At 65.7% G+C, this 18126-nt stretch carries 17 protein-coding genes; 10 read left to right on the forward strand and 7 right to left on the reverse strand.

Annotated features, from left to right (window positions below):
* Positions 1–3: 3 nt before the first annotated feature.
* Genes EJI00_RS18675 through EJI00_RS18680 form a run of 3 tightly spaced genes read right to left on the reverse strand, consistent with a single transcriptional unit; the run spans position 4 to position 1969 of the window.
* A complete protein-coding gene (locus EJI00_RS18675) occupies positions 4–573 on the reverse strand; it encodes a class I SAM-dependent methyltransferase (protein WP_126748991.1) in 570 nt (189 codons plus the stop codon).
* A gap of 5 nt (positions 574–578) precedes the next feature.
* Complete coding sequence (locus tag EJI00_RS25110) at positions 579–719, reverse strand: hypothetical protein (RefSeq protein WP_185868163.1); 141 nt, start codon at positions 717–719, stop codon at positions 579–581.
* A gap of 26 nt (positions 720–745) precedes the next feature.
* A complete protein-coding gene (locus EJI00_RS18680) occupies positions 746–1969 on the reverse strand; it encodes an MFS transporter (protein WP_126748992.1) in 1224 nt (407 codons plus the stop codon).
* A gap of 217 nt (positions 1970–2186) precedes the next feature.
* On the opposite strand from EJI00_RS18680, the gene EJI00_RS18685 reads away from it, so the two are divergent.
* The 5 genes from EJI00_RS18685 (at position 2187) to EJI00_RS18705 (ending at position 8011) form a co-directional block, all read left to right on the forward strand.
* Positions 2187–4184, forward strand: coding sequence for a DNA topoisomerase IV subunit B (locus EJI00_RS18685; RefSeq protein ID WP_126748993.1), 1998 nt, complete (start codon positions 2187–2189; stop codon positions 4182–4184).
* A gap of 26 nt (positions 4185–4210) precedes the next feature.
* Positions 4211–5110, forward strand: a complete 900-nt coding sequence (locus EJI00_RS18690; RefSeq protein WP_126748994.1) for a lytic transglycosylase domain-containing protein — start codon at positions 4211–4213, stop codon at positions 5108–5110.
* 63 nt (positions 5111–5173) lie between these two features.
* Entirely contained in the window at positions 5174–5377 is a 204-nt protein-coding gene (locus EJI00_RS18695) for a hypothetical protein (protein WP_126748995.1), read from the forward strand.
* Between the two features lie 46 nt (positions 5378–5423).
* Positions 5424–7820, forward strand: a complete 2397-nt coding sequence (parC, locus tag EJI00_RS18700) for a DNA topoisomerase IV subunit A (RefSeq protein ID WP_126748996.1) — start codon at positions 5424–5426, stop codon at positions 7818–7820.
* The gene (locus EJI00_RS18705; protein ID WP_126748997.1) at positions 7820–8011 is read left to right on the forward strand and encodes a hypothetical protein; all 192 of its coding nucleotides are present in this window, start codon (positions 7820–7822) and stop codon (positions 8009–8011) included. Before parC ends, EJI00_RS18705 begins: the two co-directional genes overlap by 1 nt.
* An 82-nt stretch (positions 8012–8093) precedes the next feature.
* On the opposite strand, the gene EJI00_RS18710 is transcribed toward EJI00_RS18705, so the two are convergent.
* Together EJI00_RS18710 and EJI00_RS18715 are read right to left on the reverse strand one after the other, a co-directional pair.
* Positions 8094–9302 carry a porin gene (locus tag EJI00_RS18710; RefSeq protein WP_126748998.1) on the reverse strand — a complete coding sequence of 403 codons (1209 nt, stop codon included), beginning with the start codon at positions 9300–9302 and terminating at the stop codon, positions 8094–8096.
* A gap of 197 nt (positions 9303–9499) precedes the next feature.
* Positions 9500–10630: an MBL fold metallo-hydrolase gene (locus tag EJI00_RS18715; RefSeq protein ID WP_260590776.1), complete on the reverse strand. Its 1131-nt coding sequence runs from the start codon at positions 10628–10630 to the stop codon at positions 9500–9502.
* Between the two features lie 196 nt (positions 10631–10826).
* On the opposite strand from EJI00_RS18715, the gene EJI00_RS18720 reads away from it, so the two are divergent.
* Both EJI00_RS18720 and EJI00_RS18725 read left to right on the forward strand, forming a co-directional pair.
* A complete protein-coding gene (locus tag EJI00_RS18720) occupies positions 10827–12419 on the forward strand; it encodes an esterase/lipase family protein (RefSeq protein ID WP_126748999.1) in 1593 nt (530 codons plus the stop codon).
* A 66-nt stretch (positions 12420–12485) separates the two neighbouring features.
* A complete protein-coding gene (locus EJI00_RS18725; RefSeq protein ID WP_126749000.1) occupies positions 12486–13022 on the forward strand; it encodes a cysteine hydrolase family protein in 537 nt (178 codons plus the stop codon).
* A gap of 10 nt (positions 13023–13032) precedes the next feature.
* Here the strand turns inward: EJI00_RS18725 and EJI00_RS18730 are convergent, their stop codons facing one another.
* The gene (locus tag EJI00_RS18730) at positions 13033–13770 is read right to left on the reverse strand and encodes a metallophosphoesterase family protein (RefSeq protein ID WP_126749001.1); all 738 of its coding nucleotides are present in this window, start codon (positions 13768–13770) and stop codon (positions 13033–13035) included.
* Positions 13771–13994: 224 nt separating this feature from the next.
* Entirely contained in the window at positions 13995–15668 is a 1674-nt protein-coding gene (locus tag EJI00_RS18735; protein WP_126749002.1) for a hypothetical protein, read from the reverse strand.
* Positions 15669–15791: 123 nt separating this feature from the next.
* Here EJI00_RS18735 and EJI00_RS18740 point away from each other — a divergent pair, with 123 nt between their 5' ends.
* The 3 genes from EJI00_RS18740 to EJI00_RS18750 all read left to right on the forward strand — a co-directional run bounded on the left by EJI00_RS18740 (position 15792) and on the right by EJI00_RS18750 (position 18107).
* A complete protein-coding gene (locus EJI00_RS18740) occupies positions 15792–16463 on the forward strand; it encodes an amino acid ABC transporter permease (protein ID WP_126749056.1) in 672 nt (223 codons plus the stop codon).
* A gap of 27 nt (positions 16464–16490) precedes the next feature.
* A complete protein-coding gene (locus EJI00_RS18745) occupies positions 16491–17144 on the forward strand; it encodes an amino acid ABC transporter permease (RefSeq protein WP_126749003.1) in 654 nt (217 codons plus the stop codon).
* A 165-nt stretch (positions 17145–17309) separates the two neighbouring features.
* A complete protein-coding gene (locus EJI00_RS18750; protein ID WP_126749004.1) occupies positions 17310–18107 on the forward strand; it encodes a transporter substrate-binding domain-containing protein in 798 nt (265 codons plus the stop codon).
* The last annotated feature ends 19 nt before the right edge of the window (positions 18108–18126 follow it).

Here is an 18126-nt window from a genome sequence, read left to right on the forward strand (position 1 = left end):
GGGTCAGTTTGGCCGCAGCAGGCGGCGTTCGGGCGCGCCCGAGGCGGCGCTGCCGGCGCGAACCGCGGCAATGCGCTGAACGAAGCGGTCCGGCTCGGCAAGAAAGCCGTCCTCGTAGCCCACCACGCGCAGCTCGCGGCAGGCGGCCAGCAGCTCGCCAGGCTGCAGCAGGAAGTCCGGGCGCGAAGGCTTGCCCACCGTCTCGTTTCCTGCGGCAAAGGTTTCGTAGAGCAGCACGCCGCCCGCCGCGACCGCGGCCACGATGTCGGCCATGCGCGGCCGCCACAGGTAGTTGGTGACGACCACAGCACCGAAAGACTGGCCCGCAAAAGGCCAGGGGCCGGATTCGATGTCGGCGGTAAGGGTGCGGCCGAAGGCGCTCGCGGCTTCAATCGCTTCGTTTGAGCGGTCGACGCCCGTGGCCGCATGCCCGAGCCCGGCAAACCACTGCATGTGGCGCCCCTGGCCGCAGGCCACGTCCAGCACGGTACTGCCGGGCGCGAGCAGGTGAGACCACCGCACGATCCATTCCGACGGTGCAAGTCGGCCGTGCAAGGCTGCTATGTCTTTCATAGCGGTCAGAAGCACGACCAGACCTGGTCGACCAGCGTCACCAGGAAGTCCGGATGAACGTAAAGCGCGAAAACGCCGCCCAGCACCGCCAACGCGGCGGCCAGCCAGCCGGCGTGCACGAGGTGGTGGCGCATCTGGGGAGTCATTGTGGTCGCCATTTTCCGCCGTCGGCTCAGCCCGGCACAGCGGCCGGCCGCGCTCCGCGCGCAATGGCGCCTTCCTTGACCGGCAGGTTGATCAGCGCCGCGAACACGCCAAGGGCAATCGCGATGTACCAGACGATGTCGTAGCTGCCCGTGGTGTCGTACAGGTAGCCGCCAAGCCACACGCCGATGAACGACCCGACCTGGTGGCTCAGGAACACGAAGCCGCTGAGCATCGACAGGTGCGCCACGCCGAAGATGCCAGCAATGATCGCGTTGGTTGCAGGCACCGTCGAAAGCCACAGAAAGCCCATGGCTGCCGAGAAAACATACACGCTGAGCGGCGAGATCGGCACCAGCAGAAACAGCACGATCGAGACTGCCCGCGCAAAGTAGATGGCCGCCAGGATCTTGCGCTTGGCCAGCTTCTGGCCCAGGAGCCCCACGGTATAGGTGCCGAACACGTTGAAGAGCCCGATCAGCGCCAGCGCGTAGCCCGCCACTTCCACCGGCAGCTTCTGGTCGCGCAGGTAGGTCGGCATATGGATGCCGATGAATGCCAACTGGAAGCCGCACACGAAATACCCAGCCATCAGCAGCCCGAAGCTCGGGTAGCGGAACGCTTCGCCCACCGCCTGCAGCACCGATTGTTCACGGTGTCCGGCCAAGGCCCCTTGCCGCGGCTCACGCAGGCCCAGGGCGAGCGGCACGATCACCAGCACCAGCACAGCCACCACAGCCAGCGCGGTTTGCCAGCCCAGGTGGCCGATCAACCGGCCCTCGATCGGCGCCATCAGGAACTGCCCGAACGAGCCCGCGGCCGCGGCCACGCCCATGGCCCACGAGCGCCGCTCGGCCGGAATCTGGCGGCCGATCACGCCGTACACCACGGCATAGGTCGTCCCGGCCTGCGCGGCGCCGATCAGCACGCCGGCGCTCAGGGTGAACAGCAGCGGGGTGGGCGAATACGCCATGCCCAGCAGGCCCAGTGCATAGAACACCGTGCCCGCCACAAGGACCCGGAAGGCCCCGAAGCGGTCGGCCACCATGCCCGCGAACACGCCGAAGATGCCCCACGAGAGGTTCTGCACTGCAAGCGCGAACGAGAAGGTCTGGCGGCTCCAGTCCTGCGCCTGAGTAATGGGCTGCAGCCAGAGCCCGAAGCCGTGGCGGATGCCCATCGAGAGCGTGACGATCATGGCGCCGCAGATCAGCACCTGCTTGACCGAGAGAGTGGGGGAAGAGGCTTGCATGCCTCTGAATGTACCGATTTGCTACTTGGGCAGGGTGGCGCGGGGCCAAAGGCCATTGATGATTTGTTGGGGCCGGATCGATGCGTTGTTCGCATCAAAGCGTCAGCATGTGACAGCCGCCAAGTAAGCAAAGACCGGGCGGATCGTCGGCCGGTCCGGTCGGTGTTCCTGTATGGGTATCCAGTCATTTCGCATCGACTGACTACAATCCGCCCCCATGGCGACTCCCCCCAAGACTCCCCCCAGTTCATCGTCCGCGTCCTCCGGGTACTCGGAAGGTTCCATCCGCGTGCTCAAGGGCCTTGAGCCCGTGAAGCAGCGCCCGGGCATGTACACCCGGACCGACAACCCGCTGCACATCATCCAGGAGGTGCTGGACAACGCCGCCGACGAGGCATTGGCCGGCCATGGCAAGAAGATCAAGGTCACGCTGCACGCCGACAATTCGGTGAGCGTCGAAGACGACGGCCGCGGCATTCCCTTTGGCCTGCACCCCGAAGAAAAGGCCCCCGTGATCGAGCTGGTCTACACCCGGCTGCATGCGGGCGGCAAGTTCGACAAGGGCTCGGGCGGCGCCTACAGCTTCTCGGGCGGCCTGCACGGCGTGGGTGTGTCGGTCACCAATGCGTTGTCGAAGCGGCTCGAAGTCACTTCGCATCGCGAAGGTTCCGTGGCCAAGCTGGCCTTCAGTGCCGGCGACGTGATCGAGGCGCTCGAGATCCGCAAGCTCGAAGCCGGCGAACGCAAGCAGGGCACCACCGTGCGCGCCTGGCCCGACGCCAAGTACTTCGAAACCGCGGCTCTGCCGATGGGCGAACTCACCCACCTGCTGCGCAGCAAGGCCGTGCTCATGCCCGGCGTGAGCGTCACGCTCACGATCGAGAAGACCAAGGAAACCCAGCAGTGGCTCTACAAGGGCGGCCTGAGCGACTACCTGATGCAGACGCTCAACGGCGACCCGGTGATTCCGCTGTTCGAAGGCAGCGGCCATGCCGACAAGAACGCCGACAACTTCGCCGAAGGCGAGGGCGCCGACTGGTGCGTGGCCTTCACCGAAGACGGCCAGCCGGTGCGCGAGAGCTACGTCAACCTGATTCCCACCAGCGCCGGCGGCACGCACGAAAGCGGTCTGCGCGACGGCCTCTTCACCGCGGTGAAGGGCTTCATCGAGCTGCATTCGCTGCTGCCCAAGGGCGTGAAGCTCTTGCCCGAAGACGTGTTCGCACGCGCTTCGTATGTGTTGAGCGCCAAGGTGCTCGATCCGCAGTTCCAGGGCCAGATCAAGGAACGCCTCAACTCGCGCGACGCGGTGCGGCTGGTGTCGAGCTTTGTGCGCCCCGCGCTCGAACTTTGGCTCAACCAGCACGTCGACTACGGCAAGAAGCTCGCCGAACTGGCCATCAAGGCCGCGCAAACACGCCAGCGCGCCGGCCAGAAGGTCGAAAAGCGCAAGGGCTCCGGCGTGGCGGTGCTGCCCGGCAAGCTGACCGATTGCGAAAGCAAGGACACGAGCCACAACGAAGTGTTCCTGGTCGAGGGCGACTCCGCCGGCGGCAGCGCCAAGATGGGCCGCGACAAGGAAAGCCAGGCCATCCTGCCGCTGCGCGGCAAGGTGCTCAACACCTGGGAAGTGGAGCGCGACCGGCTCTTTGCCAACACCGAAATCCACGACATCTCGGTGGCCGTGGGCGTCGATCCGCACGGGCCCAACGACACGCCCGACATGAGCGGCCTGCGTTACGGAAAAATCTGCATCCTTTCCGATGCCGACGTGGACGGCTCGCACATCCAGGTGCTGCTGCTCACGCTGTTCTTCCGGCACTTTCCGAAGCTCATCGAAGCCGGCCACGTGTATGTCGCAAAGCCGCCACTTTTCCGCGTGGATGCCCCGGCGCGCGGCAAGAAACCGGCTTCCAAGGTCTATGCACTTGACGAAGGCGAACTGACCGCCACACTCGACAAATTGCGCAAGGACGGCGTGCGCGAAGGCGCCTGGAGCATCAGCCGCTTCAAGGGCCTGGGCGAAATGAGCGCGGAACAATTGTGGGAAACCACGCTCAATCCGGATACCCGGCGCCTCATGAAGGTACAGCTGGGGCGCTTCGACTTCACGTCCACCCAAGGGGAGATCACCAAGCTCATGGGCAAGGGCGAGGCAGCCGCGCGGCGCGAACTCATGGAACTGCGCGCCGACGATGTCGATATCGATGTTTGACCACCCTCGTGAAAATTTCAGATTTCATGCGTCCGTTGCTTCTGGCCTTGCTGCTGCTGTGCACGCAGCAGGGGCTTGCGCACGCCGCTGACGTCTACGGCTACATCGACAGCAAGGGCGTTGCGCACTTCGCTTCCGAGAAGATCGACGAGCGCTACCAGCTCTTCTTTCGCGGCGGGCAGAGCTTCGACACGGCCAAGGGAATTTCGCCGCTCGGCCGGAGCGGGCGCAGGCTCGACGGCAAGGTGCCGCCGGCTTCGCAGACATTGCTCGCGCTCTTCGAAGCCTCGCCGAGCTACAAGACCGCGAAGGCCGCGTTGCGCGATGCGTCCAACAAGCATTCGATCGACTATGAACTGCTGCAGGCGCTCATCGCCACCGAATCGGGCTTCGACGCGCAGGCCGTTTCACCCAAGGGCGCGATGGGCCTCATGCAGCTCATGCCGGCCACCGCGCAGCGCTACGGCGTTGCGGCGGACAAGCGCGGCACCATCGAGAAGAAGCTGTTCGATCCGCGCATCAACATTGCCGCCGGCTCCCGCTATCTGCGCGACCTGATCGCAATGTTCCCGGGACAGATCGAACTGGCGCTTGCCGCGTATAACGCCGGCGAGGGCGCCGTGCAGCGCGCGGGCAACAAGATACCGAACTACAAGGAAACGCAGAACTACGTGCAGACGGTGCTGCGGCTCTATGCGTACCTCAAGCCATCGGCGGCAATGGCGGCGGACGGCGGCGGCAGCACCAGCGGCGTGCGCGGCGGCAAGGCGCCCGGCCGCATCCGCATGGAACTGGTGGTTCCAAAGGGCGGGGCGATGGGCCGTGGCAACATGCCGTCCGCCTCGCCAGGCAGCATGCCGTCCATGCCCGAGGCTTCCGAGCAGCCGGCGGTGCCGGACGGCGCAGCGGAAACGCCGGTGTCCTGATGCCGAGTCCCCGCCTTTACTCGTCGATGGAGGAGTCCTTCATGCAACGCCGAAGCCTTGTTCTTGCGACCGCCGCTTGCGCGGTGGGCGGCGCCGCGCGCGCAGCATGCGGCCATGCACGACATGCTGCCGGCGGTGCCTTCGTCGAAAGAGCCATATGCGCCGCAGCGAGATGGCGTGGGCCACCGCCGCACAGGGCAGGGCCGCATGCACGTGCTCGGCGGCTCCGTGCAATCGGCGGTGCATGAGGCTTTCACACTAGGCTGAGCGCGCAAGCGCACAGCCAGCAACTGTTTCTCTTTCTCTTTTCTCCATGGACGACTCCCAACCTCCGCTCGATCTCCAGGGTCCCACCGACGGCGACACCACCCTCACCCTTGCCGACTACGCGCAAACCGCGTACCTCGAATACGCGCTCAGCGTGGTCAAGGGCCGCGCGCTGCCCGATGTGTCCGACGGCCAGAAGCCGGTGCAGCGGCGCATTCTCTATTCGATGTCGCGCATGGGCCTGGGCTTTGGCGGCACCAATGGCACCGTGGGTGCCAAGCCCGTCAAGAGCGCGCGCGTGGTCGGCGACGTGCTCGGCCGTTTTCATCCGCACAGCGATCAGGCGGCGTACGACGCGCTGGTGCGCATGGCGCAAGACTTCTCGCAGCGCTATCCGCTGGTCGACGGCCAGGGCAACTTCGGCAGCCGTGACGGCGACGGCGCCGCGGCCATGCGCTACACCGAAGCGCGACTGGCCCGCATCACCAGCCTGCTGCTCGACGAGATCGACGAAGGCACGGTCGACTTCATTCCCAACTACGACGGCAGCACCGAAGAGCCGCGCCTGTTGCCCGCGCGCTTGCCCTTCACGCTGCTCAACGGCGCGAGCGGCATCGCAGTGGGCCTGGCCACCGAAATCCCGAGCCACAACCTGCGCGAGATTGCCGATGCCTGCGTGGCGCTGATCAAGTCGAACGGCAAGCTCAGCGAAGAAGAGTTGCTGCAGATCGTGCCCGGCCCCGACTACCCGGGCGGCGCGCAAATCATCAGCGGCCCCGGCGACATTGCCGACGCCTACCGCACCGGCCGCGGCTCGCTCAAGGTGCGCGCGCGCTGGAAGATCGAAGACCTTGCGCGCGGCCAGTGGCAGCTGGTGGTCAACGAACTGCCGCCCGGCGTCAGCACGCAGAAGGTGCTCGAGGAAATCGAGGAAATCACCAACCCGAAGGTCAAGGCCGGCAAGAAGGCCCTGAGCGCCGAGCAGACGCAGCTCAAGGCCGCGATGCTGTCGGTGCTCGACGTGGTGCGCGACGAGTCGAGCAAGGACGCCGCCGTGCGCCTGGTGTTCGAGCCCAAGACGTCGCGCATCAGCCAGGAAGAATTCATCACCACGCTGCTCGCGCAGACCTCGCTCGAAACCTCGTCGCCGATCAACCTCACGATGGTGGGCATCGACGGCAAGCCGACGCAGAAGTCGCTGCGCCAGATGCTCAACGAGTGGATCGCGTTCCGCGAAATCACGGTCGAGAAGCGCTCGCGGCACCGGCTGAACAAGGTGCTCGAGCGCATTCACATCCTCGAAGGCCGGCAGCTGGTGCTGCTGAACATCGACGAGGTGATTGCGATCATCCGCGCGGCGGAAGATCCGAAGGCCGCGCTCATTGCGCGTTTCAATCTCAGCGAGCGCCAGGCCGAAGACATTCTCGAAATTCGCCTGCGCCAGCTTGCGCGGCTCGAAGCCATCAAGATCGAGCAAGAGCTGAAGGGCCTGCGCGAGGAGCAGAAAAAGCTCGAAGACATCCTGGGCAGCCCCGCGGCCCTGCGCCGCCTGCTGGTGAAGGAAATCGAAGCCGACGCCAAGACCTTCGAAGACTCGCGCCGTACGCTGATCCAGGCCGAGAAGCGAGCCGTAGCTGAAGTGAAAGTGGTCGACGAACCCGTCACCGTCATCGTTTCGCAAAAGGGCTGGGTCCGCGCACAGAAGGGCTGGGCCAGCGAGAAGGCCGCGGGCAACGGTTCGGCCGCGCCTGAATACAGCTTCAAGTCCGGCGACGCACTTTACGGCGCCTTCGAGTGCCGCAGTGTCGACACGCTGCTGGTCTTCGGCAGCGCCAAGGACAAGACGGTGCGCGTGTACACCGTGCCCGTGGCCTCGCTGCCCGGCGCGCGCGGCGATGGCCAGCCCGTGACCACTCTCATCGAACTCGATGCCGGCACGCATGTCACGCATTTCTTCGCAGGCCCGGTGGGCGCGAGCGTGCTGCTGGCCAACACCGGCGGCTACGGCTTCATCGCCACGGTTGAAAACATGATGTCGCGCCAGCGCGGCGGCAAGGCCTTCATCGACGTGGGCGAGGGCGAGCAGCTCTGCCGTCCCTCTCTTGTGGGCGGTGCGAGCGGCGCCGAGCCGATGCCCGCCGCCACGCACGTGGCCTGCGCCTCCACCGGCGGCCGCATCCTGACCTTCGATATCGCCGAGCTCAAGAGCCTGCCCAAGGGTGGCCGCGGTTTGACGTTGATCGACCTCGACGCGAAGGACACGCTCGCGGGCGCCGCCGCCTACACGCGCAGCGTGAAGATCGAAGGCATCGGCCGCGGCGGCAAGGAGCGCGACGAAACCCTGGAGATCCGCACGCTCAACAACGCGCGCGGCAGCCGCGCGCGCAAGGGCAAGGCGGCCGACCTCGGCTTCAAGCCGACGAGCATCGTGCGGGTTCTGTGATGGGCGGCATCGACATCAGCACCATCGGCCTCGCGATCGCGGTGGTCACGGGCCTTGGCAGCTTCTGGTTCGGCCGCCACATGCGCCTGAAGCGCGGGGCCAAGAAGCGGGAGAAAGAGCGCATGGCGGCGCAGGCCAACGAAACCCGGCAGCAGCGCCGGGCGCGGGAGCGCCGCGAGAGCGGCAAGTAGGCGAAAAAAAGGCCCGCGCGCGGCGGGCCTGAAAAGGATCGGTTGCGAGACCCTTGGAGAAATCCTTGGACTGCTGCCGGGGTCAGAACGTGTGGCGGATGCCGAACTCGTAGCCGGTCGACGTCTTGGGACGCAGCGCCACGGCATTGAACGCCGAGGCGTACGACGGGCCGGCGCCGACCGTGAGGTTCGCGCCGTTCTTGTTGGACACGCGTGCAATCGTTCCGTAGAGCGCGGTGCGCTTCGACAGGTTGTGCACGTAGCCCAGCGCTAGCTTGTTCGCCTTCGGATCGGCGACCGGCGCGCCGAAGAGCTGCTGGCGGTTGAAGTCGTACTTGACGCGCGAATACGACGCGCGGATCACGCCCGGGCCGACCGGCACGGTCACCCCCAGCAGGTAGCCCGTCAGGTCCAGGTCCGGCGTTTGCGTGAAGATGTTCAGCGCATCACGCTCGTCCCTGGAGCGCGAGACGATACCGAACACCTTGACCACGCCGAAGTCGTAGGTCGAGCCGAGATTGAAGGTGCTGATCTTTCCCGGCCGCGCCACGGCGGCAGCGCCCGTGCCGGTGGTGAAGGTCGTGTCGTTCTGCGCATAGCTGGCCGAGATGTCGAACGGCCCGTTGGCGTAGCCGATGCGGCCGCCGATGTGGCGTCCGGCGCTCGAGCGGTCGGCGCCGGCCAGGGTATCCGGCGACGTGCGCGTGCGCTCGTGCAGCGCGTACTCCACACTGCCGTAGAAGCCACCCAGCTTGGGGGGCAGGAAATACTGCACCATGTTGCTGCTGCGCTTGTAGCCCGAGTTGGAGCCGAAGCCGGTGCCGCTCACGCTGGTCTCGTTGGCATCGATGATGAGCGAGCCGCCGATGCCGGTGTCGCCGAACGGGTCGTACTGCTCTTCGGTGTACACGGTGGCGGTCTTGTCGCGGCCCAGGCGGACCTCGCCGAAAGCGCCCGACAGGCTGACGGTGGAGCGGCGCGTGAACGCCGAGACGCCGGTGGCGCCGTCGTCGTTGGTGATCGGCGCCTCGAGCCAGAAGCCGGCCGCGAGACCGCCGCCGAGATCCTCCACGCCGCGAAAGCCGAGGCGGCTGGAGCTCAGGCCCGAATTGGCCAGCTCGGTGCGACTGGCCTTGACGGCATAGACGGGGCCGAAGGCGGTGGCCGACTCGCTCTTGTTCGAGACGCTGCGCACGGCGGCATCGACGACGCCGAACAGGGTTACGGTGGACTGCGCCGACGCTGCGCCGCAGGCAGCCAGCGCGGCCAGGACGACCAGGGATTTCTTCATTCGTATCACTCCATGATGGGGAATCGCCGCTCCGATCAGAGCCGGCGCTGAGCGCCTCGGGCCTTGAGGCCCCGAGACAGTCATGGAGTGTTGGCGTGAAACAAGTCAGCCTGATTGCAAACGAAAGTTACCCTTCGAGGTCGACGGCCGTCATGACCATGCCGCGGGAACGGGGTAATGCGAGTCCGGCGACGGCGCTAGTGCAGCCCCTGCCACCAGCGCTTGTTGGTCCGCGCCTGTCCCACCGTGACCACTTCGCCGATGACCGGCGTGGCCAGCTCGATCTTCTTTGCCGCCGCCAGGTCCGCGATACGCTCCAGCGGGTCGTGCCAGGTGTGGAAGGCAAGGTCGAAAGTGCTGTTGTGCACCGAGAAGAGAACCTTGCCGCGCAGATCCTCGAAGGCCTGCACGCTCTGCTCGGGCGTCATGTGCACCGCGGGCCAGTAGGCGTCGTAGGCGCCGTTTTCCATCAGCGCCAGGTCGAAGCCGCCGAAGCGTTCGCCGATCTGCTTGAAGCCCGGAAAGTAGCCCGAGTCGCCGCTGTAGAAGATGCGCTGGTCGCCGCTTTGCACCACCCATGAGGCCCACAGCGTGCGGTCGCGGTCGGTCAGCGTGCGGCCCGAGAAGTGCTGCGCGGGCGTGGCGGTGAGCTTCACGCCGTTGTTTTCGCCGCCTTGCCACCAGTCGAGCTCCGTCACGCGATCGGCCGGCACGCCCATGGCCAGCAGGCGCGCGCGCACGCCCAGCGGCACGAAGTAGCGCTGCACACGCTGTGCAAGGTACTCGATGGTCGCCACGTCGAGATGGTCGTAGTGGTCGTGCGAAAGAATCAGCCCTTCAATGGGCGGCAACTGCTCTAGCCTGAGAGGCGGCTTGTGGAAGCGCTTGGGCCCGGCGAAGCTGAACGGCGAGGCCCGTTCGCTGAACACCGGGTCGATCAGCCAGTACTTGCCCTGCAGCTTGAGCAGGTGCGACGAATGCCCGAGCCGCACCACATGGTTGGCCTTCGGGTCGAGCGCCTCCAGGTCGGCGGTGCTCAGCATCTGCACGGGAATGGGATCGACCGGCACGGTGTCGACCTTGCTGCCCACGATGAAGCGCGACCAGATCCGCCAGGCGCTGGCGGAAGGCAGGACTTCCGGGTTCGGCAGATTCTGGAAGCCGCAGCCCTTGAACTGCGGCGATGCGTCGTAGCGTGCCTCGCACCCGCTGCTGCTCACGCAGCCCGCGACCAGCGCGCAGCTGGCCGCGAAGAGCGAGGTGCCGTAGCGGCGAAAGCGGCTCAAGCGTTGTTTCAGAAAGAGCAGGGGGCGGGCAACGTCGTTCATGGATGCGGGTTTGGGGTGTTGGCGGCGCGAGCTTAGCCGCGGCTTCGTTGCCAATGGTTTCAACGGCAGAAACATTCGGTGCAAAGGGGCATTGCGCGCCGGTTGTCGTATGCCATGCGTTCTATGGCCGGTAGCGGCGGCGCGCGGCACACTGAAAAGCGCCGAACCCTGCGGGCTTTGAAGGGCGACATCCACCATGAGCAGCAATCGCTACCCCATCATCTACGTGCGCGGCTACGCCATGACGGAAGCCGAGCGCGACGACACGGCGGCCGACCCGTTCTGCGGCTTCAATGTGGGCTCCACGGTGTACCGCGCCACCGTCAAGAAGGACGCACCGGCACAGAAATTCGTATTCGAATCTCCGGTGGTGCGGCTCCTGGCGGACTTTCAATACCAGAGCGTCTACCAGAACGGCCTGGACATCCTGGACAACGACTGGAAACCTTCGCCCGACGAAACCGGCAAGGACGTGGACGGCATTCCGGCCGCGTCCGTCGTGATCTACCGCTACTACGACAGCGGCTCCGAACTGCTCGGCGACGGCAAGTCGCGCGACGTGAAGATCTATGCGCAGGGCCTGAGCAAGCTGATCCTGCGCGTGCGCGACCTGGTCGCGCTGCGCGAGGGCGCCGCTTTTTCACCGGCGGACTTTCGCTGCTACCTGGTGGCGCATTCGATGGGCGGACTGGTCGTGAGGGCCTTCCTGCAGAACCCCACGCTCGGGGACGCGGCGGCGCGCGCCTGTGTCGACAAGGTGTTCACTTATGCCACGCCGCACAACGGCATCGACCTGGGCGGCGTCAACGTGCCGGGCTGGCTCACGGCGAACGAGATGAACACCTTCAACCGCGAGAAGATGTCGGAGTTCCTCGACACGGCGCCGGTCGACGGTCGCATGGACTACCTGCCCGCAGCGGCCTTTCCGGCGGAGCGCTTCTTTTGCATGGTGGGCTCCAACCGCGGCGACTACGAAGCGGCCAAGGGCCTGTCGCGCATGTTCGCGGGCCACGGCAGCGACGGGCTGGTGCGCATCGAGAACGCCTCGCTCTGGTCCATCGACGAGGCAAAGCGCAGCAAGCCCGTGGCCACCGCCTACGCCTTTCGGTCGCACTCAGGCTACTTCGGCATCGTCAATTCCGAGGAGGCGTACCAAAACCTGGTGCGCTTCTTGTTCGGCGACGTGCGCGTCGATCTCTGGTTCGACGTGGAAGGCGTGACTCTTCCGCCCGACCTGCCCAAGGACGCCGATGTCGATGCGCTCTACCAAGTCGAGTTGCTCGCCGCTCCGCGCGGCAAGCGCTGGTACCTGAGCCGGCGCGTGGCCGAAGAAGATTCACCCGCCTGCCGCACGCACAAGGAACTCACCGACCCGGCCAGGCCCGAGCGCCGCTCGATCTACCTGTCGACCGTGTTCCTGGCCAACAAGGCGCGCGTGAAGCAGGACCGGCCGACGCTGGCCTACGCCATGACGCTCGGCGTGCGCGTACCCGACTACCAGGTCAACAAGAAGTTCTGGCTCGACGGGCACTACGAGGGCAGTTCGCTGTTCCGCGACACGCTGGTCATCGAGCTTTCCCCGCCCCAGGCGGACGATCCGGCGCAGAACTGGAACATCAAATACGGTTGGCAGACCGACACCGCGGGCAAGGCCTCGCTGCCGATGAGCTCGACGCAGCTGGCCAATGGCAAGCAGCAGTGCATCGTGCCGCTTTCGAGCCTGGGCGCGGCAGCGGCGGCACCGGGCATCAGCGGCAAGGTGCGGCTCGAAGTCAGCGCCTGGAACTGAGACGGCCGCGCGGGTGGCGGGGGCATACTCGGGGCGGCCCCGAGTCCTTGCCTGCTTTCCACTTCCATGAAAACTGCCGTTCTCGTCATCGACATGCAACGCGGCCTCTGCGACGACCCGCCGCGCCCCCACGAAGCCGAACAGGTGATCCACCGCATCAACGCGCTGACCGAGCGCGCACGCGCGGCCGGCGTGCCGGTGGCCTTCATCCAGCACGAGAACACCATCGACCTGGAGTTCGACTCCGAGCGGTGGCAACTTGCCGATGCGTTGCACGTGGATGCGAGCGACACGAAGATCCGCAAGAACACGGCCGACTCGTTCCTGCGCACGCCGCTCGAAGCGTGGCTCACGGGCCATGCGGTGCAGCGCGTGGTGATCTGCGGCTATTCGTCGGAGTTCTGCGTGGACACCGCCGTGCGGCGCGGCGCCGCGCTGGGCTACGAGGTCATGCTCGCGGCCGATGCGCACACCTCGCACGACAAGCCGCATGCCACGGGCGCCTTCATTCGCGCACACCACAACGCCACGCTGTCGGACATCACGAGCTTTGATGTGCCGATCCGCGCGGTGGCCAGCGCGCAGATCGCGTTCGGCGACTGACTCCTGGGCGCTAGGACATGCGCCCGGTGGCAAGGGCGTGCGCCCAGTCCGGCCGCCCGTTCTTCAGCGCCAGCGCCGCCATGGCCGTGTGGTCGTAAGGCACCGCAATCAGCCGGGAGGACCATCCGCTTTCTTGCCGCTCCACGATGGCATAGCGCGCATTCGGCGAGCCGGTTTCCACGGCGTGCGGGTACGGATGAATGTCGTCGTAAGCCGGCAGGCCCACGCTGCCCGGATTGACGATCAACTGCCCGCTGGATGCATGCGCCACGCGCGGCACATGTGTATGCCCGCAGGCAACAAGCTGCGCATCGACCTGGCCGAGGCGCGCGTCGATTTCCGCCTGGGCAGCAGCGCGGAACACCGTGGGCTCCACGGTCTCCAGAAAGTATTCGAGGTCGCTGGAAGGCGTGCCGTGGCAGAGCAGGATTTCCGGATTGAAGCGCAGGCTGTGCCCGAGCGACGCGATCCATTCGAACTCCTTCGCGCTGAGCCGCGCATGCGCGAACGCATCGGAGGGGCCGCGTTTTTCCGAAGGCCTTGTGAGCAGCTGGCGTTCATGGTTGCCCGCAAGATGAATCCAGTCTTGCGCCATCAGGAACTGCGCGGTTTCCAGCGGCATCAGCGGGCCGGAGAGGCTGTCGCCCAGGTTGGCGATGACATCTGCGCCGCGGCGGGCAATGTCTTCGATCACGGCTTCGAGTGCGGGGAGGTTTCCGTGGATGTCGGAGACGAGGGCTATGCGCATTTGATAGGGCTTTTTCGGGGGCGGGGCGATCTTAGTCCTGGGGTGCGGTTTGGGCTTTTTCCAGGGCGCGTGCAAAGGCCACCGGGTACTCCCCTCCGCGAATGTCCCCCGGCTTCGCCTCCTCCTTTATTTCGCTGCGCGGAGCACCCGATGCCCTGTGCACTGGGGCACGCTGCTGGTGCTTCGCTGATCAACGACCGCCCTGAACAACGCACACGCGAAAATCAATCCGCCCCAGACCGCCAGACCCGCGCCAGCGCACTGAGTTTCCCGCGAAACCCCAGCCGATCGTTGGACAGCGCATCGATGAAGTCCGACAGCCGCTGCGACTTCACCATCGTGTAGATCGTGAGCCAGGTCGTGAAGACGAATACGACGCCGAACCAGATCGCCTTGCGCCACAGCGGCGCGTCGGCCTCGGCCAGCAGGTTCATGCCCAGAAAGCCCGTGGTGACGGTGCCGATCAGGCCGAACAGCGTGACCACCGTGAGCCGCACCACGGTGCTCGCCTGCCGGCGCAGGCTGTCTGCATCGAGGTAGGTGTTCATGTCGGCAATGCGCGACTTGACCTCGTCGTAGAGCGGATCGAGCCCCAGGTGCGTGGTGCACATGTGGGAGAGAGCGCGCACCTGCGCCTGTTCGGAAATCTCGTGGAACCAGTAGCGGTGGGTAAAGCGCAGAAAGCGCTCGAAGCTCGAGCGGATGGCGCGCTTGAACTGCTTCACGCTGGGCGTGCTGCGAATGTCGAGCCGCTTGAGGGCCTCCACCAACTGGTCGGAGAACATCAGGAGCGATGCCTTCTGGAAATGCGCGATGAGGAACAGCAGGAAGTGCTGGTGCCTGAATTGCGCGAGCACGCCGCGGTCGCGGCAGCAGAAGAATTCGGAGCGTGCATCGCCCACCACGATCAGCGCGTGGCCGTTGCACAGGTAGCGCGTGTTCGGCGCCGCGCCTGCGTCGACCCAGAAGCGGTCGTAGCAGTACTTGTGCTCGAAGTCTGCAAGGTGCTGATCCGCATAGGGCAGGTGGGCATCGCGGGTCGCATCGGCTTCGGCGGCGCCGGTGACGAGGCCGAGCCGGATGAAGTCGTTGCGCGAAAGGCGCTTCGGATCGTCGAGCGAAAGGTATGCCATCACGGGCATGCGGTAGTACTCGATCTGCCGGTAGCGCAGCACACCCGGGTCGTCGGAATGATCGCTCACCAGCGGCTGCATCAGGTAGGCCCAGTGGGCCGAAATGCGCGGCGCGCGATGCTCGGCCACATGCGAGAGAAATGCGTCGCGCTGCTGCGCATCCGATCGCGCAAGCACGCTGCCGTCGGCGGCCAGCCACTCGACGCTGGCCATGCAATGCAGCGCGCCGCCGTCGGCGCTCCAGCCAGCGGGGTAGGCGCGGCCGAAGCGGTAGAGCAGGTCTTGCGCCTGCGCAAGGCTCAGGTTGTCCGCGCCGACTTCGAGGTTGAGCAGCACCACGTCGATGTCGAAGAAAAAGTACAGGTCGCAATGCACCACGTCGAGCGTGATCGGCGCGTCGCCGGCCTGCGGCACCATGCGCACGGCCGCAACGTCGCGCCGCCTAAAGATGCGCATCGGCGAATCGCCATCGTTGCCGCCTTCCTCGCCGCTCTTGCCCTTGGAGCGGCCCTCGCCGTACAGAAAGCGCTGCACATACGGCAGGAAGCTCACGAACTCGTTGTAGTGGCGCTCGTGAAAGCGGCTGCTGTCGCCGGTGTATTCGTCGATCTCCTCGCGCCAGGGCGATGCATCGCCCATCTCGCGCAGCACGTGCCAGGGGCCGTGGTGCGCGGGCTTGGCATCGGGCGCCGGCATCAGCCGCAAGGGCCAGAGCAGGGCTTGCCTGAAATGCTGCACGGCGGGCGCTGAGGATGTATTGGGCATCGCTCCAGTGTAGGCAGGAGGTGCCTACCTAGGGGAATCCCTAGGCTGCTCTGAAACCGGTTTCATATAAGCTGCAAGCATTGCTTTCGAAGCATGCGCACGGCAACGCCCGTGCTCGCACCCATGAACTACCAGTTTCAATTCGACGCCGTCTTCGCTGCCTGGCCGCTGCTGCTCAAGGGCACCTGGATCACGATTCAGCTTTCGCTTTCCGCCACGCTGATCGGCCTGGTGGTCGCCATCTTCTGCGCCTGGGGCAAGACCTCGGGGCCGGGGTGGCTGCGCTTTGTCATCAATGCGTACATCGAGGTCATCCGCAATACGCCGTTCCTGGTGCAGCTGTTCTTTTTCTTCTTCGCGCTGCCGGCCATCGGCCTGCGCTGGTCGCCGCAAACAGCCGCGCTGGTGGCCATGGTGGTGAACCTCGGCGCGTATGCGACCGAGATCATCCGCGCGGGCATCGAGTCGATTCCCAAGGGACAGATCGAGGCGGGCAGGGCGCTCAACCTCAAGCCCTGGGAGATCTTCCGCTTCGTGATCATCAAGCCCGCGCTCAAGGCCATTTACCCGGCACTCACGAGCCAGTTCATCCTGCTGATGCTGAGCTCGGCCGTGGTGTCGGTCATCTCGGCCGACGACCTGACCTCGGTGGCCGCCAACCTGCAGTCGCAAACCTTCCGCAGCTTCGAGATCTACATCGTGGTGGCTGCCATCTACCTCGCGCTGGCACTGGCCTTCTCGGCCATGTTCAAGCTGATCTACAAGCGCACGCTCAACTATCCGGACCGCCGGTAATTCGCTGCGGACGGAGCCAGACCCATCATGCGTACCTTCGGTTTTCCCGAATTCCTGTTCATTCTCGAAGCGGCCAAGTGGACGCTGGCGCTCTCGGCCATTGCATTCGTCGGCGGCGCAATCCTCGGCTTGATCATCGCGCTCATGCGCACGTCCGAGTCGGCGTGGGCACGCGGGGTATCGACCACCTTCATCCAGATTTTCCAGGGCACGCCGCTGCTGCTGCAGCTGTTCCTGGTGTTCTTCGGCGCGCCGGTGCTGGGGCTGGACATCAACCCATGGGTTGCCGCGGGCGTGGCGCTCATCCTCAACAGCGCGGCCTTCCTCGGCGAAATCTGGCGCGGCTGCATCGAGGCCGTTCCGCGCGGCCAGTGGGAAGCCGCCGAGGCGCTGAGCCTCAAGTACAGCGCGCGCATGCGCGACGTGGTGTTGCCGCAGGCTTTCAAGATTGCGCTGGCGCCCACGGTCGGCTACCTCGTGCAGATCATCAAGGGCACCTCGCTCGCGGCCATCATCGGCTTCGTGGAGGTCACGCGCGCGGGGCAAATCGTCAACAACGCCACCTTCCAGCCGCTCGTCGTGTTCTCGGTGGTGGCGGCCATCTACTTTGCGATCTGCTGGCCGCTCTCGTTGCTGGCCGGGCGCATGGAACGCAAGCGCGCACAGGCGCTCGCAAGATGAAAACTCCCCCAGTCTTCGCGCACTTCGTGTCGCTTTCGCCAACCCCCTCGCCGGGGGCAACACCAGCGGCCCGGCAAAGCCGGTTCCGCGGTGTTCCACGAATCGATCGTCAATCACGCTGATTTTTTCTCGTCGCTTCCTTTTCATTTTCAGGAGACACATCCAATGATCCGTACCACCACCCGCCGCGTTGCGCTGGCAGCCCTTGGCCTTGGCGCCGCGCTCACCGTGTTCGCACCCTTCGCATCCGCCCAATCCGTGGCCGACATCAAGAAGAAGGGCGAGATCACCATCGGCATGCTGGTCGACTTTCCGCCCTACGGCACCACCAACGCGCAGAACCAGCCCGACGGCTATGACGCCGACGTGGCCAAGCTGCTCGCGAAAGAGTGGGGCGTCAAAGCCAACATCGTGCCGGTGACCGGCCCGAACCGCATTCCCTTCCTGCTGACCAACAAGGTCGACCTGCTGGTCGCCTCGCTGGCCATCACGCCCGAGCGCGCCAAGCAGGTGCAGTTCTCGCAGCCCTACGCGGCCGCCACCATCGTGCTGTACGGCGCCACCAAGACGCCCATCAAGGCTGCAGCCGACCTGAAGGGCCTGCGCGTGGGCGTGGCCCGCGCTTCGACGCAAGACGTGGCGGTGACCAAGGCCGCGCCCGAAGGCACCGAAATCCGCCGCTTCGACGACGACGCCTCGGCCATGCAGGCGCTGATCTCGGGTCAGGTCGACGCCATCGGCTGCTCGGTGACCGTGGCGGCGCAAATTGCCAAGCGCGTGCCCGCCGGCAGCTACGAAAACAAGTTCACGCTGGTGCAGCAATCGATGGGCATCGCGATGCGCCCGGGCCAGGAAGAGCTGCACAAGGCGGTCAACGAGTTCGTTGCCAAGAACACCGCCAATGGCGAGCTCAACAAGCTCTACCAGAAGTGGCTGCAAGCCGACCTGCCGAAGATGCAGTGAACCGCAAGGGCTGAAGAAG

The organism is Variovorax sp. DXTD-1 (genome assembly GCF_003984625.1).
In the GTDB taxonomy this organism is placed as follows: domain Bacteria; phylum Pseudomonadota; class Gammaproteobacteria; order Burkholderiales; family Burkholderiaceae_C; genus Variovorax.